The 23,299-nt window shown below is 69.4% G+C and carries 20 protein-coding genes and 1 tRNA gene; 12 read left to right on the forward strand and 9 right to left on the reverse strand.

Annotated elements, in window-relative coordinates; all coding sequences use genetic code 11:
* Positions 1-24 precede the first annotated feature (24 nt).
* The 4 genes from coaD to QQA02_RS01165 all read left to right on the forward strand — a co-directional run bounded on the left by coaD (position 25) and on the right by QQA02_RS01165 (position 2,283).
* Positions 25-507, forward strand: coding sequence for a pantetheine-phosphate adenylyltransferase (gene coaD, locus QQA02_RS01150; protein ID WP_284863014.1), 483 nt, complete (start codon positions 25-27; stop codon positions 505-507).
* Complete coding sequence (locus tag QQA02_RS01155; RefSeq protein WP_284863015.1) at positions 507-1,265, forward strand: sulfite exporter TauE/SafE family protein; 759 nt, start codon at positions 507-509, stop codon at positions 1,263-1,265. The genes coaD and QQA02_RS01155 overlap by 1 nt, the downstream gene beginning before the upstream one ends.
* Positions 1,266-1,420: 155 nt before the next feature.
* Complete coding sequence (locus QQA02_RS01160; protein WP_284863016.1) at positions 1,421-1,915, forward strand: lactococcin 972 family bacteriocin; 495 nt, start codon at positions 1,421-1,423, stop codon at positions 1,913-1,915.
* Between the two features lie 62 nt (positions 1,916-1,977).
* Positions 1,978-2,283: a hypothetical protein gene (locus tag QQA02_RS01165; protein WP_284863017.1), complete on the forward strand. Its 306-nt coding sequence runs from the start codon at positions 1,978-1,980 to the stop codon at positions 2,281-2,283.
* Positions 2,284-2,371: 88 nt separating this feature from the next.
* On the opposite strand, the gene ehuA is transcribed toward QQA02_RS01165, so the two are convergent.
* From ehuA to QQA02_RS01190, 5 genes are all read right to left on the reverse strand, one after another.
* The gene (ehuA, locus tag QQA02_RS01170) at positions 2,372-3,127 is read right to left on the reverse strand and encodes an ectoine/hydroxyectoine ABC transporter ATP-binding protein EhuA (RefSeq protein ID WP_284863053.1); all 756 of its coding nucleotides are present in this window, start codon (positions 3,125-3,127) and stop codon (positions 2,372-2,374) included.
* A 44-nt stretch (positions 3,128-3,171) separates the two neighbouring features.
* A complete protein-coding gene (locus tag QQA02_RS01175; RefSeq protein ID WP_284863018.1) occupies positions 3,172-4,110 on the reverse strand; it encodes an amino acid ABC transporter permease in 939 nt (312 codons plus the stop codon).
* Positions 4,107-5,030: an ABC transporter substrate-binding protein gene (locus tag QQA02_RS01180; RefSeq protein WP_284775201.1), complete on the reverse strand. Its 924-nt coding sequence runs from the start codon at positions 5,028-5,030 to the stop codon at positions 4,107-4,109. Before QQA02_RS01180 ends, QQA02_RS01175 begins: the two co-directional genes overlap by 4 nt.
* Positions 5,031-5,033: 3 nt before the next feature.
* The gene (locus tag QQA02_RS01185) at positions 5,034-5,939 is read right to left on the reverse strand and encodes a DUF368 domain-containing protein (RefSeq protein ID WP_284863019.1); all 906 of its coding nucleotides are present in this window, start codon (positions 5,937-5,939) and stop codon (positions 5,034-5,036) included.
* Between the two features lie 220 nt (positions 5,940-6,159).
* Positions 6,160-6,243: transfer RNA gene (locus QQA02_RS01190), tRNA-Leu, on the reverse strand.
* Positions 6,244-6,344: 101 nt separating this feature from the next.
* On the opposite strand from QQA02_RS01190, the gene polA reads away from it, so the two are divergent.
* The 5 genes from polA to QQA02_RS01215 all read left to right on the forward strand — a co-directional run bounded on the left by polA (position 6,345) and on the right by QQA02_RS01215 (position 14,507).
* On the forward strand, positions 6,345-8,885 hold the full coding sequence (polA, locus tag QQA02_RS01195; RefSeq protein WP_502870961.1) for a DNA polymerase I: 2,541 nt from the start codon (positions 6,345-6,347) through the stop codon (positions 8,883-8,885).
* Positions 8,886-9,227: 342 nt separating this feature from the next.
* Entirely contained in the window at positions 9,228-10,691 is a 1,464-nt protein-coding gene (gene rpsA, locus QQA02_RS01200; protein WP_284863021.1) for a 30S ribosomal protein S1, read from the forward strand.
* A gap of 592 nt (positions 10,692-11,283) precedes the next feature.
* A complete protein-coding gene (locus QQA02_RS01205) occupies positions 11,284-13,332 on the forward strand; it encodes a glucose PTS transporter subunit IIA (RefSeq protein WP_284775193.1) in 2,049 nt (682 codons plus the stop codon).
* Between the two features lie 153 nt (positions 13,333-13,485).
* Positions 13,486-14,103: a dephospho-CoA kinase gene (gene coaE / locus QQA02_RS01210; RefSeq protein WP_284775191.1), complete on the forward strand. Its 618-nt coding sequence runs from the start codon at positions 13,486-13,488 to the stop codon at positions 14,101-14,103.
* Between the two features lie 11 nt (positions 14,104-14,114).
* Positions 14,115-14,507: a DUF4259 domain-containing protein gene (locus QQA02_RS01215; protein ID WP_284863022.1), complete on the forward strand. Its 393-nt coding sequence runs from the start codon at positions 14,115-14,117 to the stop codon at positions 14,505-14,507.
* 59 nt (positions 14,508-14,566) lie between these two features.
* On the opposite strand, the gene QQA02_RS01220 is transcribed toward QQA02_RS01215, so the two are convergent.
* Entirely contained in the window at positions 14,567-15,463 is an 897-nt protein-coding gene (locus tag QQA02_RS01220; protein ID WP_284863023.1) for a hypothetical protein, read from the reverse strand.
* A 280-nt stretch (positions 15,464-15,743) separates the two neighbouring features.
* Here QQA02_RS01220 and uvrB point away from each other — a divergent pair, with 280 nt between their 5' ends.
* The 3 genes from uvrB to QQA02_RS01235 all read left to right on the forward strand — a co-directional run bounded on the left by uvrB (position 15,744) and on the right by QQA02_RS01235 (position 18,984).
* Positions 15,744-17,876, forward strand: a complete 2,133-nt coding sequence (gene uvrB, locus QQA02_RS01225) for an excinuclease ABC subunit UvrB (protein WP_284863024.1) — start codon at positions 15,744-15,746, stop codon at positions 17,874-17,876.
* Positions 17,877-18,027: 151 nt separating this feature from the next.
* Positions 18,028-18,477: a universal stress protein gene (locus tag QQA02_RS01230; RefSeq protein ID WP_284775183.1), complete on the forward strand. Its 450-nt coding sequence runs from the start codon at positions 18,028-18,030 to the stop codon at positions 18,475-18,477.
* A gap of 63 nt (positions 18,478-18,540) precedes the next feature.
* Complete coding sequence (locus QQA02_RS01235; RefSeq protein WP_284775181.1) at positions 18,541-18,984, forward strand: universal stress protein; 444 nt, start codon at positions 18,541-18,543, stop codon at positions 18,982-18,984.
* Between the two features lie 145 nt (positions 18,985-19,129).
* Here the strand turns inward: QQA02_RS01235 and QQA02_RS01240 are convergent, their stop codons facing one another.
* The 3 genes from QQA02_RS01240 to QQA02_RS01250 all read right to left on the reverse strand — a co-directional run bounded on the left by QQA02_RS01240 (position 19,130) and on the right by QQA02_RS01250 (position 23,137).
* Positions 19,130-21,415, reverse strand: a complete 2,286-nt coding sequence (locus QQA02_RS01240; RefSeq protein ID WP_502870957.1) for a HelD family protein — start codon at positions 21,413-21,415, stop codon at positions 19,130-19,132.
* Positions 21,416-21,617: 202 nt separating this feature from the next.
* Positions 21,618-22,514, reverse strand: coding sequence for a DoxX family membrane protein (locus QQA02_RS01245; protein WP_284775179.1), 897 nt, complete (start codon positions 22,512-22,514; stop codon positions 21,618-21,620).
* 62 nt (positions 22,515-22,576) lie between these two features.
* Complete coding sequence (locus tag QQA02_RS01250) at positions 22,577-23,137, reverse strand: MBL fold metallo-hydrolase (RefSeq protein ID WP_284863054.1); 561 nt, start codon at positions 23,135-23,137, stop codon at positions 22,577-22,579.
* Positions 23,138-23,299 lie beyond the last annotated feature (162 nt).

The raw sequence follows: 23,299 nt of genomic DNA on the forward strand, positions 1-23,299 counted from the left end.
CCGAACGAGGAGAGCGAGAACGCCGTGAAAGCCGTCTGCCCCGGGTCCTTCGACCCGATCACACTCGGACACCTGTCCATCTTCGAGCGCGCCGCCAGGCACGTCGACCAGCTGACCGTGCTGGTGACCGCCAACCCGAACAAGAACACCGGGCTGTTCACCGTCGACGAGCGCATGGACCTCATCCGCCGCGCCGTCGGGCACCTGCCCAACGTCGACGTGGACACCTGGGGCGGCCTGTTGGTCGACTACACCACCGCCCACGGCGTCGACGCCCTGGTCAAGGGGTTGCGCTCCTCGCTCGACTACGACTACGAGCTGCCGATGGCCCAGATGAACCGCAGGCTGACGGGCGTGGAGACCTTCTTCCTGCTCACCGACGAGAAATACGGCTACGTCTCCTCGACGCTGTGCAAGGAGGTCGCCCGCTTCGGCGGGGACGTCTCCGGGCTGATGCCCGAGCACGTCGTCGAGGCCGTCCGCGAGAAGTACCGCGGGGAGGCCTGATGGTCGGCACCGGGGCGACGGTGCTGGCGGTCCTGCTGGTCATCGTGGTCTTCGGCTGCACCATGCAGCGGCTCTCCGGCATGGGCCTGGGCCTGGTCGCAGGCCCGGTGGTCAGCCTGCTTTTGGGGCCGGTGGAGGGCATTCTGGTGGTCAACGTGCTCGCGGTGGTCAACGCGGCCCTGATCACGGCGACGACGTGGCGCAACATCGATCTGCGGAAGTTCCTCACGGTCGGCTCCACGATGATCCTGGGCGCGGTGCCGGGGGCGCTTGTGATCCGGGCGATCTCGACGGACCTGCTGCAGGTGCTCGTCGGCGGCACGTTGCTCGTGGCTCTCGCGGTGGTCACCTTCGGCCTGCGCTGGGTGCCCACCCCGCACGGGCGTTTTCCGGCGCTGGTCGCCGGCGCGGTCGGGGGCTTCATGAACACGTTGGCCGGCATCGCAGGCCCGGCGATCACGGTGTACGCGCAGGCCGCCCGCTGGGACCACCGGATCTACGCGGCGACGCTGCAGCCGCTGTTCGTGGTCGGGGGAGCGCTCTCGGTGATCATCAAGCTGGTCACCGGCGCCGGTTCGCTGGGGGGGGTCAACCCGTGGATCTGGCCGGTGGGATTGCTCGGCATGGTCGTCGGCATCGCGTGCGGCGCGCGGCTGTCGCAGGTGGTGCCCAAGGACCGGGCACACACGCTGGCGCTCGCCCTGGCTGCCTTCGGCGGGCTGGTGGTGCTCGTGCGCGGCGGCGTCGGACTGCTCTGACCGGCTGAGAGACACCTGCGGCAACCCATAACGAACGGGTAACGAATAGTTCCAAGCGATTGCGGTGCAGGTAACAATAGCGGACGCTTGTGGTGGCCGCCTCGTTGGGGCGGGGCGGCCACGGAAGACGCTCACCGATTGAGAAAGGAACCGCAATGAGCGCCAAATCTACGATAGCAACCGTCACGGCTGGAGCTGTGCTTTGGGCAGGAGTGGCTGTGTCTGCCGCGGCGGACGAACTGCCTGGCCCGGTGGAGATTGCACCCGGGGTGACGCAGGAGGTCCTCTCCGTTGATGACCACGGGGCTCCGACGTCGGGCAGGGTCACGATCGACACGGAGGTCGCCCCGCAGGGCGATCTTTCAGGGTATGTTGAACGCAATCGTGAAGGTGCCACGCTCTTTGGCATGCCAGGTAGTACTACCGAAAACGTCGGTGGCGGCACCTGGCAGTACGGCTGGAACCTGGTGAACTTCACGGAGAAGCACTGCTTTTCCCACTACATGCACCGCACCAAGAACCATGGCGCCACGGTCACCATGGGTGGTCGCACCTCGGTTGATACTAAACGGGGTGGTTTGTGGGCAAAGGCGACGCTGACTGGTGGCGTGACCTCCGGTACCTGCCACTCTTACTGGAACGCCGGCTGATCGCACGTCCGTAGGGGTCTGCTTCCGCGGGCTCAAGCTTACAAGGAGGATGGAATACTTCGATGTCGAAGGGCGTGATGAAGCCGGCGGAACTCATCCGGCGGCTAGAGGTGATCTTGGAGCGGCACAGGGAAGCTCTGGCGGCGCTCGAGCGGTTTGAGGCGGATCTCTGGGGCATGCTAGACGTTGGTGACTTCGCCAACAGTGAGAATCAATTGCGCTATCCAGAATTCTGGAACTACTCGGTGAATAGTGATAAAACCGAGGCAATCGGCCAGGCGATCAGCGTTATCCGGGACGAGATCCGGGACATCGAGGAAAAGTTCATCTTCGAAGCCAAGGTCGCCGCCCTCCGTGAGTCCCAGTGACCCACGGGTTCGCAGTCGAATCCAGCTGTGTCAGGGTCCCCGTTGTGGGGCCCGACACGGCTCGTTTCGTTGCCCGGTGGGGCCTGGTCTACTTCAGCAGGCTGGAGAGGAAGGCCTGCGCGCGCTCCTCCTGCGGATTGTCGAGCACCTCGGCCGGGGTGCCGCGCTCGACGATGCGGCCGTCGGCCATGAAGACGATCTGGTCGGCGACCTCGTGGGCGAAGCCCATCTCGTGGGTGACCACGAGCATGGTCATGCCGTCGGCGGCGAGCTGCTTCATCACGCGCAGCACCTCGCCGACCAGCTCGGGGTCCAGCGCCGAGGTCGGCTCGTCGAAGAGCATCAGCTTCGGGCGCATGGCCACCGCGCGGGCGATCGCCACGCGCTGCTGCTGGCCACCCGACAGCTGCGCCGGGTAGGCGTCGGCCTTGTGCGCCAGGCCCACCATGTCGAGCAGCTCGCGGGCGTGGCGTTCGGCCTCGGCCGCGTCGATGCCCTTGACGTGCACCGGGGCCTCGGTGATGTTCTCCAGGGCGGTGCGGTGGGGGAAGAGGTTGAAGTTCTGGAAGACCATGCCGATGTCGGCGCGCTGGCGGGCGGCCTCCTTTTCGGAGATCTCGTAGAGCGTGCCGTCCTTCTCCCGGTAGCCGATGAGTTCACCGTCGACGTAGAGGCGCCCGGCGGTGACCTTCTCGAGGTGGTTCACGCAGCGCAGGAACGTCGACTTGCCGGAGCCGGAGGGGCCGATCAGGCAGGTCACGGAACCGATGGGCACGGTCATGTCGATGCCCTTGAGTACCTGCAGCTGGCCGAAGGACTTGCAGACCTGCTGGGCGTCGATCATCGGGTTCGCGGCGCCGGCGCCGGCGGCGTTGTTGTTGGGCTGGGTCACTTCTTGGCCCTCCGTTCCGGTTCGGGGATGACGGTGACGTTTCCGGGCATCGCGCCCTCGGCGTCGGCGAGTGCGGCGAGCTGACGGCCGGTCAGCTCACGGGTCGAGCCGCGCTCGTAGTACTTCTCCAGGTAGTGCTGGCCGATCATGAACAGCGAGGTGATCACCAGGTACCAGGAGGCGGCCACCAGCAGCAGCGGCACCGGCTGGAACAGCGCGTTGGCGATGTCCAGCGAGCGGCCGTAGAGCTCGTGGGTGTAGGGGATGGCCACGACCAGCGAGGTGGTCTTCAGCAGCGAGATGAACTCGTTGCCCGTCGGCGGGATGATGATGCGCATCGCCTGCGGCATCACCGTGCGCCGCATGGTCATCCACCAGCCCATGCCGAGGGCCTTGGACGCCTCCAGCTGGCCCTCGGGCACGGCCTGGATGCCGGAGCGGACGATCTCCGCCATGTAGGCCGCCTCGTTGAGGCCGAGGCCGAGCACGGCGAGCAGGAACATGTTGCTCAGCACGGACTCGACGCTGATCTCCACCGGGCCGACGGCGATGACCTGGTAGATCGACCCCAGAAGGCCCCAGAAGACCAGCTGGACGTAGATCGGGGTGCCGCGCCAGACCCACAAAAAGCCCCAGGAGACCACCCGCAGCACCGGGTTGGGCGACATGCGCATCACGGCCAGCAGCACGCCGCCGACCACGCCGAGGACCATCGCCAGCGTCGTGATCGCGATGGTGTGGCCCGCGGCGGTGATGATGCGGGTGTCGAAGAGGTAAGCGAAGTAGGTGTCCCAGCCGTAGGCCTCGTTGGTGGCCGCGCCGATGAGGAACCAGGCGGCCAGCCCGACCACGATCGCGGCGGTCACCCAGCGGCCCGGGTGCTTCAGCGGCACCGCGCGGATGGGCGCGGGCTGAGTCTGTGCGGTTTCAGTCATCGGATATCAGCCGGTTCCTCGTTGATCAGGGCCTGGTCGACCAGGCCGTCGGTGATGTTCCACTGCGCCAGGATGCGCTCATAGTCGCCGGAGTCGATGAGCACCTGCATGGCGGCGGCGATCGCGTCGGTCAGCTGCGAGCCCTTCGGGGTGGCGAAGCCGTAGGGGGCGGCGGCGAAGACCTCACCGGTGGTGGTGATCTTGCCGTCGGCGCGCTCGATGGCCCAGGCGGTGATCGGGGAGTCCGCGGACAAGGCGTCGGCGCGGCCGACCACCAGGGCGGTGGCGGCCTGGTCGGCGGTCTCGTAGGACAGGATCTCGATCGGCTTCTCGCCGCGGGCCTCGCACTCGGCGGACTTCGGGCGCACGTCGTCGGTCTCGGCGACCGTGGTGCGCTGCACCGCGACCGTCAGCCCGCAGGCGTGGTCCGGGTCCACCGGGGGCTCACCGGACTGCTGCGCCCACTGGATGCCGGCGTAGAGGTGGTCGATGAAGTCGAAGCCCTGGCGGCGCTCCTCGGTGTCGGTGAACCCGGTCGCGCCGAAGTCGATGGTCCCGCCGTTGATCGCCGGCAGGATCATGGCGAAGTCCTGCTGGCGGATCTCCAGGTCGAGCCCCATCACCGAGGCCACGGCGGCGGCGAGGTCCATCTCGAAGCCGATGATGTTGCCCTGCGAGTCCTTGAACTCGAAGGGGGCGAAGGGCGGGTTGGTGCCGATGGAGATGGAGCCGCGGGCGGCGATCTCCTCGGGGACCAGCGCCTGCACCTGCGGGTCGGCCGGGGGAGTGATCTCCTCCCAGCCTTCGGGGTGGCCGGTCTCCTCGTTGGTCACGCACGCGCTCAGGCCGAACGCGCACGCCAGCGCGGTGAGCACACCGGCGAGGGCGCGCAGCGGGCGGCGCAGCGTTGAGGCGGTCATGGGTCAGGCCTCCGGTTCTTTCTGGGTGACGACCTTCGAGCCACGGGACTCGAGAACGTGGTCGGTGACCAGCAGCGCGGCGACGACTGCCGCGCCGACGGCCACCGCGACGAGCACCGGACCGATGTTGCCCGAGGGGGCCAGCAGTGCGGCGTCGTCGTCCTGCCAGGGCCACAGCGCGCGCAGCGAGCCGGCCATGAGCCCTGCCATGACAGTAAGCGTCACCGTCCGGTGCCGTGACATCAGGTGGTCCAAAACGCGCACGAAGAGCACCAGGCCGAGCAGCGCGCCGAGCGCGAAGGTGATGATCACCGGCCACTCGCGCGCCGAGAGCGAGCCCATCACCGGCTGGTAGAGGCCGAAGGCCAAAAGCAGGAAGGAGCCCGACAGGCCAGGCAGCACCAGGGCGCACACGGCGATCATGCCCGCGAAGAAGAGGACGACCAGCGAGGGGTCCTCGCGCGGGGCGGAGGTCACCCCGGTGCCGAAGAAAGCCGCCGCGGCGCCCAGGAGGAAAAGCACCACCAGCAACGGCAGGCGCCGGCGGACGTGCCGGCGGTCCATCATGCCGACCGGCACGAGCAGGGAGACAGCGACCATGCCGAGGAAGAGGCCGCGGGCGACCTGCGGGTGGCCCTCGACGAAGCCGTGCAGCACCGAGGACATGGTGAACACGGCGGTGAGCATGCCGACGCCGACCGCGGCCAGAAACGCCCAGTCGACGCGGCGGGCGGCCTCGCGGGTGCGCTCCTTGGCCAGGTCGAGCAGCAGGCTGCCGTTGTGCAGGGCACGCTCGTAGATGCCGACGATCAGGGCGACGGTGCCGCCCGAGATGCCGGGCACGAGCTCCGCGAGGCCGATCAGCCCACCGCGGACGAGGTCGAGGACGACGGATACCGGACGGGACATCTAGCGCACCACGCTCCCGGGCGGGCGGGTCATGGACAGGGGGCGACGCACGGCTACCTCCAGTTTCGGGCGGATCTTGACCCGACCAGCCTAGCAGCGTGACCCCACGGCCCAGCGCCGCGCTGGAGGGGACGCGCCCACGGCGACCGGCGCGGCGTCGGCAAGCGGGGCGGGCCCCGAGCGCCGAAAAGCGCCGCACGTGGTGCGGCGCCTCCGGCGGTGCCCCCGGTGGGAATCGAACCCACACATCCTCGCGGATACCGCATTTTGAGTGCGGCGCGTCTACCAGTTCCGCCACAGGGGCCTGCCGAAGAATGCTAGCGCACCGGGCCCGCGCGGAATAAACGCGGCTGTCTAGACTGGGCGGGCGTGACGGAACGACTGCTGCTCATCGACGGCCACTCCATGGCCTTCCGCGCCTTCTACGCTCTGCCGGTGGAGAAGTTCTCCACCTCCGGCGGCCAGCACACGAACGCGGTCTACGGCTTCCTGTCCATGCTCGCCGGCCTTTTGCGCGACGAGGAACCCACCCGCATCGCGGTCGCCTTCGACGTCGGGCGCCACACCTTCCGCACCGACCTCTTCCCGGAGTACAAGGCCCAGCGCGAGGCCGCCCCGGAGGCGTTCCGCGGTCAGGTGGACATCATCCGCGAGGTGCTGGGCACCCTCGGCATCACGACGCTGAGCGTGGACAACTACGAGGCCGACGACATCCTTGCGACCCTGGCCACGGCCGCCGACGGCGACGAGGCGCTCGGCCAGACGCTGATCGTCACCGGCGACCGCGACTACCTGCAGCTCGTCGACGAGAACACGACCGTGCTCTACCCGACGAAGGGTGTCTCCACGCTGCACCGCTTCACCCCGGAGGCCGTCGAGGAGAAGTACGGTCTCACTCCCGAGCAGTACCCGGACTTCGCCGCGCTGCGCGGCGACCCCTCCGACAATCTGCCGAAGATCCCGGGCGTGGGCGAGAAGACCGCGCAGAAGTGGATCCTCAAGTACGGCGACCTCGAGAGCCTGCTGGACAACGCCGACGAGATCACCGGCAAGACCGGTGACAACCTGCGCGAGCGCCTCGACCAGGTGCGGATGAACCGCCGGCTGACGCAGATGGTCACCGACCTCGACCTCGGGGTCAAGCCCGAGGAGTTGACTTTCCGCGACGCGAAGGTGGCCGAGGTGGCCGCCAAGTTCGACGAGCTCGAGTTCGGCACCCAGCTGCGCGAGCGCGTGCTCGCCGTCGTGCCGCACGACGACGGCGAGCTGCCCGCCGACGACACCCCCGACGCCGTCACCGTCTCCGACGACGGCGTGGCGTGGCTGGGCGAGCGCCCGACCGCGCTCGACCTGGTGGGCGAGGAGACGTTGGTGCTTGCCGACGTCGCGCGCAGCGCCGTGGTGCTGGAACTGGCCGACCTGGACGCCGCCGAGGAGGCCAGGCTCGCCGAGTGGCTCGCCGGCGACTCGCCCAAGTTCGTCCACGGCGCGAAAGACCTCATCCACCGCCTGGCCGAGCGCGGCTTCGAGCTCGGCGGGCTGGCCCACGACACCCTGCTGGCCGCCTACCTGCTGCACCCCGGCCAGCGCACCTACGCCCTCGACGACGTCTACCAGCGCCACCTGCGCCGCTCGCTCGGCGAGCGCGACGTCGACCGGGCCGCCGCGATCCTCGAGCTCTCCGCCGAGCTGGTCGAGGAGCTGCAGGGCATCGACGCCTACGAGCTCTACCTCGACATGGAGCTGCCGCTGGTGGGCATCCTGGCGCGCATGGAGTCCACCGGCATCGCCGTGGACATCGACGTGCTGCGCGAGCAGCTCGCCGGCTTCGAGGACTCCGTGGCCCACGAGGAGGAGGCCGCCCGCGAGATCGCCGGCGACCCGGAGCTGAACCTGTCGAGCCCCAAGCAGCTCCAGGTCGTCCTCTTCGAGACCTTCGGCATGCCCAAGACGAAGAAGACGAAGACCGGCTACTCCACGGCGGCCAAGGAGATCGAGCAGCTGGCGGTCAAGCACCCGCACCCGTTCCTCGACCACCTGCTGGCCCACCGCGAGTACCAGAAGATGAAGTCGACGCTGGAGGGCCTGATCAAGTCGGTCGGCTCCGACGGCCGCATCCACACCACCTTCCACCAGACGGTCACCTCGACCGGCAGGCTGTCCTCGACCGACCCGAACCTGCAGAACATCCCCGTGCGCACCCCGGCCGGGCGCAAGATCCGCTCCGCGTTCACCGTCGGGCCGGACTTCGAGTGCCTGGTCACCGCCGACTACTCGCAGATCGAGATGCGTGTCATGGCGCACCTCTCACGTGACGCCGGGCTGATCGAGGCCTACCGCGGCGGCGAGGACCTGCACAACTTCGTCGGCTCGCGCGTCTTCGACGTGCCCGTCGACCAGGTGACCCCGGAGCTGCGCCGGCGCGTGAAGGCCATGAGTTACGGCCTGGCCTACGGGCTGTCGGCTTACGGGCTCTCCCAGCAGCTGGGCATCGCGCCCGGCGAGGCGAAGTCCATCATGGACAGCTACTTCGAGCGCTTCGGCGGGGTCAAGGACTACCTCGGGGGCGTGGTCGAGGTCGCCCGCCGCGACGGCTACACCTCCACCGTCTTCGGCCGGCGCCGCTACCTGCCCGAGCTGGCCAGCACCAACCGCATCGCCCGCGAGAACGCCGAGCGCGCCGCCCTCAACGCCCCGATCCAGGGCACGGCCGCCGACATCATCAAGGTCGCCATGATCCGCGTCGACCGGGCCCTGCGCGAGCGCGGGCTCTCCTCGCGGGTGCTGCTGCAGGTCCACGACGAGCTCGTCGTCGAGGTCGCCGCCGGTGAGCGCGAGGAGGTCACCGACATCCTGCGCGCCGAGATGGACGGCGCGATCGAGCTGCGCGTGCCGCTGGAGGTCAGCGTCGGCGTCGGCGAGAACTGGGAGGCCGCCGCGCACTAGGCGCCGCGGCGACTTCGTCACCGCGGCCGTGAAAACTGACGCCGCGGCCGGGGAAGCAGACACCGCGGCCGGGGCCGGGTGCCGGGGAGCGGCCGGGTGGGAAACTCGGCCGCGACGTGCCGTGTCGCGGTTGAAATAGGCGCCGGAGATGACTAGTATCTACCGGGCGTATCTGTGCGCGCGCGCCCACGACCCAGTGATAGGTGGGGCGGGGCGGGCGTCGCGGGATCGGTGCGGCCGCGCGGCCGGGACCTTCGGGCCCGGAGCAGCCGTGACCGGCACCGAGAGATGCGCGAACCTGTACGCCTACGAGTCCTATCCCATTTCGGAGCACACGAACATATGCCCAACACCAACGTCCCTCAGGTAGCCGTCAACGACATCGGCTCCGCTGAGGATTTCCTCGCCGCGGTCGACCAGACCATCAAGTACTTCAACGACGGTGACATCGTCGAAGGCACCGTCGTCAAGGTCGATCACGACGAGGTCCTGCTCGACATCGGCTACAAGACCGAGGGCGTCATCCCGACGCGCGAGCTGTCGATCAAGCACGACGTCGACCCGGACGAGGTCGTCGAGGTCGGCGACGAGATCGACGCGCTTGTCCTCACCAAGGAGGACAAGGAAGGCCGCCTGATCCTCTCCAAGAAGCGTGCCCAGTACGAGCGCGCCTGGGGCACCATCGAGGACCTCAAGGAGAAGGACGAGCCGGTCACCGGCACCGTCATCGAGGTCGTCAAGGGCGGCCTGATCCTCGACATCGGGCTGCGCGGCTTCCTGCCGGCCTCCCTGGTCGAGATGCGCCGCGTGCGCGACCTGGAGCCCTACATCGGTCAGGAGCTCGAGGCCAAGATCATCGAGCTGGACAAGCACCGCAACAACGTCGTGCTGTCCCGCCGCGCCTGGCTCGAGCAGACCCAGTCCGAGGTCCGCTCCGAGTTCCTGCACCAGCTGCAGAAGGGCCAGGTCCGCAAGGGCGTCGTGTCCTCCATCGTCAACTTCGGCGCCTTCGTCGATCTCGGCGGTGTCGACGGCCTGGTGCACGTCTCCGAGCTGTCCTGGAAGCACATCGACCACCCGTCCGAGGTCGTCACCGTGGGCGAGGAGGTCACCGTCGAGGTCCTCGACGTCGACCTGGACCGCGAGCGCGTCTCCCTGTCGCTCAAGGCGACCCAGGAGGATCCGTGGCGCATCTTCGCCCGGACCCACGCGGTCGGCCAGATCGTCCCGGGCAAGGTCACCAAGCTCGTCCCGTTCGGCGCGTTCGTCCGCGTCGAGGAGGGCATCGAGGGCCTGGTCCACATCTCCGAGTTGGCCCAGCGTCACGTCGACGTGCCGGACCAGATCGTCACCGTGGGCGAGGAGCTCATGGTCAAGGTCATCGACATCGACCTCGAGCGTCGCCGCATCTCGCTGTCGCTCAAGCAGGCCGACGAGGACTTCTCCGAGGAGTTCGACCCGTCGAAGTACGGCATGGCCGACTCCTACGACGATCAGGGCAACTACATCTTCCCGGAGGGCTTCGACGCCGAGACCAATGAGTGGCTCGAGGGCTACGAGACCCAGCGCGAGGAGTGGGAGGCCCGCTACGCCGAGTCGGAGCGTCGCCACCAGCTGCACTCCGCGCAGGTCGAGCGTCACCGCGCCGCGGCCGCCGAGGCCGCCGACGAGGCTTCCGCCTCCGCCAACTACTCCTCGCGCACCTCGGACGCGGCTCCGGCGTCCGAGCCCGAGGAGAACCACGGCGGCACCCTGGCCTCCGACGAGCAGCTCGCCAAGCTGCGCAAGAAGCTGACCGGCAACTGATCGGTCCGCCGCCTCCGGCGCTGACCTCCCGGTGACACCGGGCTGAGTCCCGCCGGCGGCACGAGCGGCCCCGTCCCCACGGTGGGACGGGGCCGCTTTTAGCGTCTCCGGGGGCACGTGGCCGCGCGGGAGAACGGGCCACGCAGGCTCCGGGAGCTGCACATGCGCGGTGATATTCGCCACGGCGCATCGGAGCGCACGTCGGGGAACGAAGCACGCGGGGGAGGTGCAGCCGGGGGAGCGGCGCGGCGTCGTCAATCCCCCGGTCCGGGCACGGGGGAGCGGTGCCGACTCCCGCGGATGTGGGAACGGGATCGTTTCAGACGTCATCGGGGGTGGTTATGTCCGATCTGGTGGAATTTAAGAGATCGGAGGAGCGGGCGATTCTTTCGATTTTTTACCCGAATAGGGGGAACATCAGACTGTGAGCATGCTCCGGGTGTGTGGGAATGTGATCATTGCCATTGCCCCTCAAGCGGGGACCGGGCACATTTCAATTGCCCGTTTCGCACCGAACGGGCGTAAAGTTGTCTGGGCATACGTTGTGAGCGGGCGCGAACATCGCCCGTGGCATCGAAAGGGGAGCCAACACATGGCATCATCCACGACCACCACCGCGGAGCACATCCTCCGCGAGTTGGGCGGTCCCGAGAACATCACGTCGGTGACCCACTGCGCCACCCGACTGCGCTTCCAGGTCGCCGACCAGTCCATCATCGACACCGACAAGCTCGACAGCGACCCCGCCGTCCTCGGCGTGGTCAAGCAGGGCTCGACCGGCATGCAGGTGATCATGGGCGGCGGCGTGGCCGAGTACTACAACGCCCTGAACAAACTGCCCGGGATGGGCGACAACAAGAAGGCCGCGGACAACGGCTCGAAGAAGAAGCAGTACGGCGGTGTCCGCGGCAAGTTCGCCGGCGTCGACTACGCCTTCGAGTTCCTCTCCGACACCTTCCGCCCCGTCCTGTGGGCGCTGCTGGGCGCCTCGCTGATCATCACCCTGCTGGTCCTCGCCGACACCTTCGGCCTCCAGGACTTCCGCCAGGAGATGACCGAGCAGCCGCCGGAGTACCAGCTCGGCCACGCCATGTGGCGCTCGGTGTTCTACTTCCTGCCGATCATGGTCGGCGCCACCGCCGCCAAGAAGCTCGGCGCGAACGAGTGGGTCGGCGCGGCCATCCCCGCGGCCCTGTTCACCCCGGAGTTCCTCGGGATGAAGGAGGTCGCCGAGGAGGTCCCGACCGCCATCGAGGGCCAGTACAACTACGTGGTGCACATCTTCAACATCCCGATGTACATCCAGGACTACGGCGGCCAGGTCTTCCCGCCGATCTTCGCCGCGATCATCCTGTACTTCCTGGAGAAGGGCCTGAAGAAGATCATCCCGTCCGCGGTGCACATGGTCTTCGTGCCCTTCATCTGCCTGCTCATCATGATCCCGCTGACCGCCCTGGTCGTCGGCCCGTTCGGCGTGGGCCTGGGCAACGGCATCGCGCACTTCCTCGGCTGGGTCAACGGCGTCTCGCCGTTCATCCTGTCGGTGATCATCCCGCTGCTCTACCCGTTCCTGGTGCCGCTGGGCCTGCACTGGCCGCTCAACGCCATCATGATCGTCAACATCAACACCCTGGGCTTCGACTACATCCAGGGCCCCATGGGCGCCTGGAACTTCGCCTGCTTCGGCGTCATCACCGGCGTCGTGGTCGTCTCCTGGCGTGAGCACAACAAGCAGATGCGCCAGCTGTCCTTCGGCGCCTCGATGGCCGGCCTGCTCGGCGGCATCTCCGAGCCCAGCCTCTACGGCGTGCTCCTGCGCTACCGCCGCTCCTACTACCGCCTGCTGCCGGGCTGCTTCCTCGGCGGCGTGGTCATGGGCATCTTCAACATCAAGGCCTACGCCTTCGTGTTCACCTCCCTGCTGACCATCCCGGCCATGGACCCGATCGCCGGCTACGTCATCGGCATCGTTGTCGCCTTCTTCACCTCCTTCCTGCTGGTCGTCTTCCTCGACTACCGCACCCCGGAAGAGCGCGAGGAGATGCGCGCCCAGATCGCCGCCGAGCGCGAGGCCGCCAACGAGGCCGAGGACCAGCGCGTCGCCGCCGCCGGCGCCGCCGGCGGTGCAGGCACCGCGCTGGCCGCCGACGAGGTCGCCGGTGAGCCGGTCCAGGTCGGCTGCCCGCTGGCCGGTGCCGTGGTGCCGCTGGCCGACACCCCGGACGAGGCCTTCGCCGCCGGCGCCGTGGGCAAGGGCGTCTCCGTCGACCCGACCGGCGACACCGTCTACGCCCCGGCCGCCGGCAAGGTCATGGCCGCGTTCCCGACCGGCCACGCCATCGGCCTCAAGCTCGACGACGGCGTCCAGCTGCTGATCCACATCGGCATCGACACCGTCAACATGGAGGGCGACGGCTTCACCCTCCACGTCAAGAAGGGCGAGCGCGTCGAGGCCGGCACCCCGCTGGTCAGCTTCGACCGCGCCAAGATCGAGGCCGCCGGCTACTCGCCGATCACCCCGGTCCTGGTGACCAACCACAAGAAGCTCGCCGACGTCACCCCGCTGCTCAGCGGTGGCACCGTCGAGGTCGGCCAGGCGCTGATCGAGGCGACGCCGAAGGTCAAGGCCGCCCAGCAGTAGTGCACTGACACCACGCGGTTGAGCCGCCCTCGACCCTCCGGAGGACCCGGCCCCCACGCGGGCCCGGGTCCTCCCTTGTCGTCGCCGGGGTCTTGCGGACGTGTTCTCTCGGCGGGCGGTACCTGTCCGGCCGCACGCGGCTAGCATGGGCGCATGCTCAAGATCGGACTGACCGGGGGGATCGGCTCCGGCAAATCCACCGTCGCCGCACTGCTCGCCGAGGCCGGCCTCGAGATCGTCGACGCCGACCGCATCGCCCGCGAGGTCGTCGAGCCGGGGCGGCCCGCCCTGGCGGAGCTCGCCGAGGCCTTCGGCGCGGACATCCTGAGCACCGACGGCACGCTCAACCGCGGGGAGCTCGCCCGCCGCGCCTTCGTCGACCCCGAGCACACTGAACTGCTCAACTCGATCACCCACCCGCGGATCTCCGCCGAGACCGCCCGCCGCTTCGCCGCGGCCGAGGCCGCCGGCACCCGGGCCGTCGTCTACGACATGCCGCTGCTCATCGAGCAGGGACTCGACGCCAGGATGGACCTCACCGTCGTCGTCGACGTCCCCGCCGAGACCCGCGTGCAGCGCCTGGTGGCGCAGCGTGGGATGGACGAGAGTGACGCCCGTGCCCGCATCGCCGCCCAGATTTCCGACGAACGCCGGCGCGCCGCCGCCGACGTCGTCCTTGACAACTCCGGCCCGCGCGAGGCGCTCGACGCCCAGGTCGCCGAGCTCGTCGAGCGCGTGGACCGGATGGCCGCCGCGGAACCGGCCGAGTAACCTCGTAGCCCATGAGTCAGGAGCAGCACGCACAGGACGAGATCTGGGGCACCGGCCCCTTCGACAACTCCGAGGCCAAGGAGCTTCTCGAGGACATCGCCTCCGGGGTCTTCGACCCGGTGCACCTGCTGCCGGACCGCTCCCAGCGCCACCTCAACGCAGACGAGGGGCAGGTGATCGTCGCCCTGGCCGCCCTCGCCGCCGCCGACGACGCCGACCTGCCCGAGGGCATCGAACCCGCGGCCGTCGCCGGCCTGCGCGAGCCCGCCAACCGCGAGCGGCTTCGCCAGTCGCTCGAGGCCGTGCTGGCCGACGCGTCGGTCTCCGGCCTCTACGAGCGCTGGCAGCTCTCTGACGGCCAGCTGCTCGAGTGGAAGGCGCAGATCTGGGTCGACCTCTCCTGAACGGGGGTTGATCGGGGATCGATCGGGGACTGAACGGGGGAGGGAGCACCGGTCGGCGCTCAGGCGGCGTCGTCGTGGCGGTGGCCGAGCATCTCCTCGAGGACGTCGTTCCACTCGGCCTCGGCCGCCCGGGCGACATCGTCCGATCCTATCCAGACCCACCCAGGTCCGTGGCCGCAGTGGTGAGCCTGCATGAGGGCCCCGTGGAATTCCCGACGTGCGTCGGGGGTGAGCATGAGATAGTCCTCGCAGGCGATGGCGAAGAGGCTGTTGCAGTTGGGTGCGTAAGTCAGGAACGACTCCTCCTCACCATCGGGGTCGCTCCGGATCTCGGCGACACGTCGGGAGACGTCGCCCGGCAGGCAGCGTACGTGCGGATCGTCGGCGTGAAACAGGAAGACCGGGATCTTGTGGCCGCCACCCTCCAGCATCACGACGTAGACCATCGTGGCGATTCGGCGCATGTTCTCGGTCGCCAGCGCGTAGAGCTCGTCGATGTCTCCGTGTACGTCGTCGTCGGTGAGCACGGTGATGTCCTCGCCGTCATATAGAGCGAACAGGGCGAGGCAACAGCCCTCGCGGCACTCGGTGCGGGCATAGGAGAACCCTGCTCCGGGGTACTCGCGCCAGGGCTCTTTCCGGACATCGACGCGCAGGTTGAGGGAGACGTCCGGGTCGTCGAAGTCCAGCCCCGCACGGCCGGAGCCTGTCCCGGGCTCGCCGGTCAGCCCGGCCGCGGCTTCGTCGAGGATTCGTTCGCGCTCGGCCGGCCTCGCAGCCGCGAAGCGGTTGTGCAGGTCAACGGTGTGCAGGATTCCGTGCGCGGTGGCGACGGTCGCCCCGTCTGCGCGGCGGCGGACGAAGATGTCCCCGATACCGGCGGCGTTGATCCGTTTGATCAGGCGCGGGATGATCTTCTTGTCCAGTTTGCGGGCTTGTCTGTCGGCGTCGGTCACGGTCGCTCTCCTCTGCGGCGGGTCGTCGGTCTCTGTCGGGTCGGGCGCGCGGCCCACACCGGTGTGCGCGGCGCGCGTGCCCCGTACCTTCTTTGACTGGCCACCGCCCCCCCCACACGGCTCCCGGTTGCGCGAAATCGCCTGCGCCGCCCGGTAGCTCCCGGCGACGCGCAGCGGCGCCTTCCCACGCGCCCACCGTGCGGGAAGCGCGGGCGGGTGGGACGCGGCGTCGTCAATCGGGGCGCAAAGCCCACGCCGCGGCGTGGCTAGAGTGGGGCGCATGGCATTCGCTGCTGAACACCCCGTGCTGTCCCACTCCGAGTTCCGCCCCGTCGGTGAGGTGGAACGATCCGACGGCAAGTTCGAGGTCATCTCGGACTACGAGCCCGCTGGCGACCAGCCGAAAGCGATCAAGGAGCTCGACGAACGGCTCAACCGCGGCGAGTCCGACGTGGTGCTCATGGGCGCGACCGGTACCGGCAAGTCGGCGACGGCGGCGTGGTTGATCGAGAAGCAGCAGCGGCCCACCCTGGTCATGGCCCCGAACAAGACTCTGGCCGCGCAGCTGGCCAACGAGCTGCGCCAACTGCTGCCCAACAACGCCGTCGAGTACTTCGTCAGCTACTACGACTACTACCAACCCGAGGCGTACATCGCGCAGACGGACACCTACATCGAGAAGGACTCCTCGATCAACGAGGACGTCGAGCGCCTGCGCCACTCAGCGACCTCCGCGTTGCTCTCGCGGCGCGACGTCGTGGTCGTCTCCTCGGTGTCCTGCATCTACGGCCTGGGCACCCCGCAGTCCTACCTCGACCGCTCGCTGGTGCTGCGCGTCGGCGAGGAGGTCGAGCGCGACCGCTTCCTGCGCCTGCTCGTCGACATCCAGTACGACCGCAACGACTACTCCCTCGAGCGCGGCGCCTTCCGCGTCAAGGGCGACACCGTCGACATCATCCCGGCCTACGAGGAGGTCGCCGTCCGCGTCGAGTTCTTCGGCGACGAGATCGACTCGCTCTACTACATCCACCCGCTGACCGGCGACATCATCCGCCAGGTCGACGAGATCCGCATCTTCCCGGCCACCCACTACGTCGCCGGACCCGAGCGCATGGCCAAGGCGATCGAGGACATCAAGGCCGAGCTCGCCGAGCGGCTCGACAGCCTGGAGAACCGCGGAAAGCTGCTCGAGGCGCAGCGCCTGCGCATGCGCACCGAGTACGACCTCGAGATGATCGAGCAGGTCGGCTTCTGCTCCGGCATCGAGAACTACTCGCGCCACGTCGACGGGCGCCCCGCCGGCTCCGCGCCGGCGACGCTGATCGACTACTTCCCCGAGGACTTCCTGACGATCATCGACGAGTCCCACGTGACCGTCCCGCAGATCGGCGGCATGTTCGAGGGCGACATGTCGCGCAAGCGCAACCTCGTCGAGTTCGGCTTCCGCCTGCCCTCGGCCATGGACAACCGCCCGCTGACCTTCGACGAGTTCGAGGACCGCGTCGGCCAGACCGTCTACATGTCCGCCACCCCCGGCGACTACGAGATGGCGGCGGCCGGCGGGGAGTTCGTCGAGCAGGTCATCCGCCCGACCGGCCTGGTCGACCCGAAGGTCACCGTCAAGCCGACGACCGGCCAGATCGACGACCTGATCGCCGAGATCCGCGAGCGCGCCGACAGGAACGAGCGCGTCCTGGTGACCACCCTGACCAAGAAGATGGCCGAGGACCTCACCGACTACCTGCTCGAGAACGGCGTGAAGGTGCGCTACCTGCACTCCGACATCGACACCCTGCAGCGCGTCGAGCTGCTGCGCCAGCTGCGCCTCGGCGAGTTCGACGTGCTCGTCGGCATCAACCTGCTGCGCGAGGGCATCGACCTGCCCGAGGTCTCGCTGGTGGCCATCCTCGACGCCGACAAGGAGGGCTTCCTGCGCTCCGACCGCTCCCTGATCCAGACGATCGGCCGTGCCGCCCGCAATGTCTCCGGCGAGGTGATCATGTACGCCGACTCGGTGACCGAGTCGATGCAGTACGCGATCGACGAGACCGAGCGGCGCCGCGAGAAGCAGATCGCCTACAACGAGAAACACGGCATCGACCCGCAGCCGCTGCGCAAGAAGATCGCCGACATCCTCGACCAGGTCTACGAGAACGACGCCGACACCGCCGGCGACGGCGCGCGCGAGACCGACGCCTCGCGCGCCTCCGGCGCGGGTGCCGACGCCGCGGTGGCCGGTCGCCGCGACACCGGCTCCATGGCCGCCGACGAGATCCAGGGGCTCATCGACGACCTGACCAACCAGATGAGCGCCGCCGCCGGCGAGCTGAAGTTCGAGCTCGCCGGGCGCCTGCGCGACGAGATCCTCGACCTGAAGAAGGAGCTGCGCGGCGTCAAGGAGGCCGGGATCTAGGCCGGGTGGGCGTGCGTCCGGGGCCGGGGGCGTCCACGGGCTCACCCGGAAGTGGGCGAGGACCCACGACCCGGTGTGGGGTGAGCCCCACGACATTCCCTGGCGGGGTACCCTTAGGGGGCCAGCAAAGACGAAAGGACCTGATAGCCCCATGACCTCCTACTCTTCGATCGCCGTCGGCACGGACGGGACCGACACCGCCGAGGTCGCGGTCCGCCGCGCCGCCGGTATCGCCCGTGACGCCGGCGCCAAGCTCACCATCATCAGCGCCTGGCACGGCCAGAACCGGGCCCTGCTCGACCCACCGACCGCCGACACCTCCGTGCCGGTGATGGGTCAGCGCAACGCCGAGGAGTACGCCGAGGCCGCGCGCGCCATCGCCGAGGAGGAGGGCGCGACCGACGTCGAGACGTACACGGTGCGCAACCCCGCCGCCAACGCGCTCATCGACGCCGTCGACGAGAAGAACATCGAGCTGATCGTCATCGGCAGCCAGGGCGTGCACTCCCTGGCCGGGCGCCTCTTCGGCTCCGTGGCCATGGAGGTCCTCCGGCACTCGCCGGTCGACGTCATGGTGGTCAACACCGACGCCGTCAAGTGACGGTGCACCGGGACCTCCCGGTGCTAGAATTTGCCCAGTTGACAGCAGTCTAAGGAAGGTCACATGAGCGACACGTACGAGAAGATCGTCGTCGGCACCGACGGCTCCAACTCCTCGATGCTCGCGGTCGAGCGCGCCGCCCGTATCGCGGCCGCTTTCGACGCCACCCTCGTCATCGGGTGCGCGTACTACGAGAACAAGGAAGAGGCGTCGAAGACCCTGCGCCAGGAGTCCGTCACCATCCTCGGCGACGACCCGGCCCAGAAGAACCTCGAGACCGCCGCCGAGCACGCCCGCAAGTTCGGCGTGGACAAGATCGAGACCGAGGTCCGCCCCGGCGCCCCGGTCTCCGCCCTGATGCAGATCGTCACCGACCTCGGCGCCGACCTGCTCGTGGTGGGCAACCGCGGCATCAACTCCCTGACCGGCCGCCTGCTCGGCTCCGTGCCGGCCGACGTCGCCCGCCAGTCCGACTGCGACGTGATGATCGTCCACACCGTCGACTAGGGCTCCCCGGCCACATCTCCGCCGCTCCGCCCGTTCCGCCGTCCCGAGGGCGGGAGGCGGGCGGGCCGGGGGAGAGGGGGAATCAAAGAGAAGGCCGCGCGGATCACCGCGCGGCCTTTCGTCATGCTCTCGGCGGGTTTCCGGGTCACCCGATCAGCGTCAGCGACCGCGTCGCCCGGGTGACGGCCACGTAGAGGTCCTGCAGGCCCAGGGGCGAGGCCTCCTCGACGCCGTCCGGGTCGACGACGATGACGTGGTCGAACTCGAGGCCCTTGAGATCCCCCACCGCTCCGGGGCGCACCACCGCCACCGAGCGCTCCGGCTCCGCACGTCGCAGCCCGTCGGCGACCTCCTCGGGGTCCGTGCCCGCCGGGAGCCGACGCACCGGGATGCCCGTGGAGCGGATGGCCTCGGCCGGCCGCTCCTCGGGGTCGATGCGGGAGAGCAGCTCGTCGGCGACCTCCATGACCTCGCTCGGGGTGCGGTAGTTGACGCTGAGCGAGTGCCGGCGGAACCGGGAGCCGACGAAGGGCTCGAGCGTGTCCGCCCAGCTGTCCACGCCGGCCGGCGAGCCGTTCTGCGCGATGTCGCCGACCAGCGTCATCCACCGGGCCGGGCAGCGACGGAAGACCGCGCGCCACTCCATCGGGGTCAGCTCCTGGGCCTCGTCGACGACGACGTGGCCGTAGGCCCAGCCGCGGTCGGCGGCGGCGCGCTCGGCGGTGGTGCGGGTGTCTCGCTCCTCCTGGCGCGCGGCCAGGGCCTCGGCGTCGAGGACGTCGTAGGCGCCCAGGTACTCCGCGTCGAACTGGTCGTCGTCGTTGTCCGTGACGGCCGAGCCCTCGAGGACGTCCAGGGCGGCCTGCGCGGCCTCCAGGCGGCGCCGCTCGGCCTTCTCCTCCGGGTCGTCGTCGCGCTCGCCGGCCTCGCCCAGCAGCTCGGCGAGCTCGTCGAGCAGGGCGGCGTCCGAGGCCGTCCAGGCCTCGCCGTCCTCGCGCAGCAGCGCCTCGCGGGTCTCCTCGTCGTAGGCGCGCGCCGCCGAGTCCACGGCCGCCCGCGAGGAGAGCAGGCCCGCCAGCACCCCGGTCGGGGTCAGCCTCGGCCACAGCTCCTCGACCAGGTCGCGCACGACCGGCTCCTCGGCGAGGTCGTCGTGGAGCTGGTCGACGTCCGCCGCGCCGAGCAGGTTCTCGCCGCCGAGCGGGTCCGCACCGATCAGCTGCGCCATCTGCGCGGCCAGCTGGTCGATCAGCGACTCGGCGAAGGCGCCGCGGGCCTCGTTGTGGGGGCGCCGCGAGCGCCGCGCCCGGGTGCGCGCGGTCTTGACCATCGCCGGCTCGACGGTCAGCGTCAGCGAGCCGACCCGCAGCTCGCGGGGGTCGTCGGGCACCACCTGCAGGTCGCGCACGGCCTCGCGCAGGACGGTGACCATCTCCTCGGAGCCCTTGATCTCCCGGCCGAGCATCGGCTCCTCGGCCACCGGGCTCACCCCGGGGTAGAGCTCGCCGAGGGTGGAGAGCACCACGCCCGTCTCGCCGAGCTCCGGCAGGACGTGCGAGATGTAGTCGAGGAAGACGCGGTTGGGCCCGACGATGAGCACGCCGGAGCGCGACAGCTGTTCGCGCCACGTGTAGAGCAGGTAGGCCACGCGGTGCAGGGCCACGGCCGTCTTGCCGGTGCCCGGCCCGCCCTCGACGACGAGCACGCCGCGGGTGGGGTCGCGGATGATCTGGTCCTGCTCGCGCTGGATCGTCTCCACGATCGAGGACATCCGCCCGGTGCGCGCGGCCTGCATCGCCTCGTAGAGCGCGGCCTCGCCGCCGACACCGGCGCGCAGGCTCGCCGCCTGCTCGGCCGGCAGCTCCGCGGCGGCTTCTCCGGAGAGGCGCTCGTCGTCGACGCCGGTGACCTCGCGGCCGCGCATGCGGATGTGCCGGCGGGTGCGCACCCCCTCCGGGTGCGCGGTGGTGGCCAGGTAGAAGGGCCGGGCGGCCGGGGCGCGCCAGTCCAGCAGCAGCGTGCGGTAGTTGTCCTCGCGCGCGTCGAGGCCCATGCGCCCGATGTAGCGGCGGTCCAGACCGTCCGCGCCGGGGACGGGGTTGTCGCCGTCGCCGGTGGGGTCCTCGACGTCGATGCGGCCGAAGACAAGGCCCAGCTGGGCCAGCGCCAGGCGGTCGAGGCGCTCGTTGAGCCCGTGGTACTCGGTCTCGCGCTGGACCAGGGCCTCGGCCTTGGGGTTGGCGGGGTCGACGTTGGCCTGCACCTCGTCGAGGCGGGCGCGTGCCTGCGCGATCTCGTCGTCCAACCGGGCGAACAGGCCGTCGGCGTAAGCCTGCTCCGCCGCGACCTCCGCGGCGTAGTCGGTGTCTTTCTCGCTGTCCCGGCTGGTCACGCTTGTTTCCTTCCTCCCGGTCTCGTCGGATGTGCGCATGTCACGAACAGAGCGACCAGGATACCCGTTTCCCGCCGCGGGTGGCGCCGGCCCACGGCGAGGCATCGGCACACGGCGTCGGCCCCCGGCGACGCGGCGGCCCAGCCTCCGGGTGCCGCAGGCACCCGGACATGCGCGCGCCCCCGCACCGGTGGTGCGGGGGCGGGGCCGACGCGACGTCGGCATAAAATGCGCCGGAGAACTAGCCGAGCTTCTTCTGCGCCTTGGAGATCGCCTTGTCGGCGCGCTTGCGCAGCTTGTCGGCGCGCTTGCGGGCCTTCTTGGCGCCACGGGAGTTGGCCTTCTTGTCGGCCTTCTTCTCCGCCTTCTCGGCGGCGTCCTGGAAGCGGTCCTGCGCCTTGGCGGCGGCCTTGACCACGCCCTTCTTGGCGGTCTCGGCGTTGTCCTTGGCGTCGGCCAGCCACTGGTCCTTGTTGTCCTCGAAGAAGTCCTGGGCCTTCTCGGCCAGGTCGGAGGCGGTCTCGCCGACCTTCTGGACACCCTCGCGGGCGGCGTCGATCCAGTCGTCCTTGTTGTCCTCGACGTAGTCCTGGACGGTGGTGGCCTTGTCCTGGATCCAGTTGTTCGCCTTCTCGGAGAACTCCTCGGTCTCGGACTGGGTCGGCAGCGCGGCCTGGACCTTCTTCTTGCCACGGCGGGCGGCGTCGTTGGCGCGCCAGGCGACACCCGGCTTGCCCTCGGTGTCGACCGAGGTGATCGCCAGGCCGCCGAGCAGGGCCAGGTGGGTGATGAAGCCGGAGCGACGGTCCGCCTTCTCGCTCTCGTCCTGGGTCTCCCAGAAGGCGTAACGGCCGACCAGGGTGGGCACCGCGGTCAGCGCCAGGGCGGTGGCGGCCGTGCGCGGCAGCTTGCCCAGGGCCAGCAGGGAACCGGCGCCGACCTTGACGCCACCGAGGGCGCGGGCCACCAGCTCCGGGTCCTCGGGGACCTTGCGGGCGTACTTGCGCGGCAGCAGGGAGCGGGTCCGGTTGATCACGGACTCCGCGCTGTCGATGTGGGCCTCGGTGTTCACGAGCGTGTCGACGCCGTCGATGACGTAGACCGACGCCAGCATGGGGCGGGCCAGCTTGCGGATCATGTGTACCACTCCTCGGTTCACAGGTAGATGTTCGCTACCCGTCTCACTGTACTTGTTCCGCGTCACCAGCGACGGCGGTACCACGTCTCGAGATGCGGGCGCTCCGCCCCGAGCGTGGTCGCCGCGCCGTGACCGGGGTAGACCACGGTGTCGTCGTCGTAGACGTCGAAGATGCGCGAGGTGACGTCGTTGTAGAGGCGCAGGAAGTCGGCCTCCGCGGAGGTCTTGCCCAGCCCGCCGGGGAAGAGCGAGTCGCCGACGAACAGGCAGGTGCGCCCGTCGATCTCGGCGGTCAGTGCGGCCCCGCCCGGGGTGTGCCCGCGCAGGATGGCGACCGGCAGCTCGTGGCCGGCGAAGTCGATGTGGTCGCCGTGGTTGAGCTCGATGTCGACGGGCGCGGGCAGTGCCGGGGCGTCGAGGAAGGGCGCGTAGTGGGTGGCCCCGGTGGCGTCGAGGACCTCCGCCAGCGCGCGGGTGTGATCGGCGTGGCGGTGGGTGGTCAGCACCTTGGTGATGGTCACGTCGTTGTCGGCGGCCAGGCGCAGCAGCCGCGGGGCGTCGTCGGCGGCGTCGACGAGCAGGCCCTCGCCGTCGGCGTAAAGGAGGTAGCAGTTGTTGTCCATCGCGGAGACGGACACCTCCGCCAGCTGTAGCGGCGTGGCGGTCCGGTCGGTCCGGTCGGTAGTCTTCGCTTCGTTCGACTTCGTCTGCTCGTTCTCGTTCGGCTCGGTCATGCCCCCAGCTTAACGACGCGCGTTGGCGGCGTGAGCTGGCTCGATGCTATG

This window comes from Corynebacterium sp. MSK006 (genome assembly GCF_030232385.1).
In the GTDB taxonomy this organism is placed as follows: domain Bacteria; phylum Actinomycetota; class Actinomycetes; order Mycobacteriales; family Mycobacteriaceae; genus Corynebacterium; species Corynebacterium frankenforstense_A.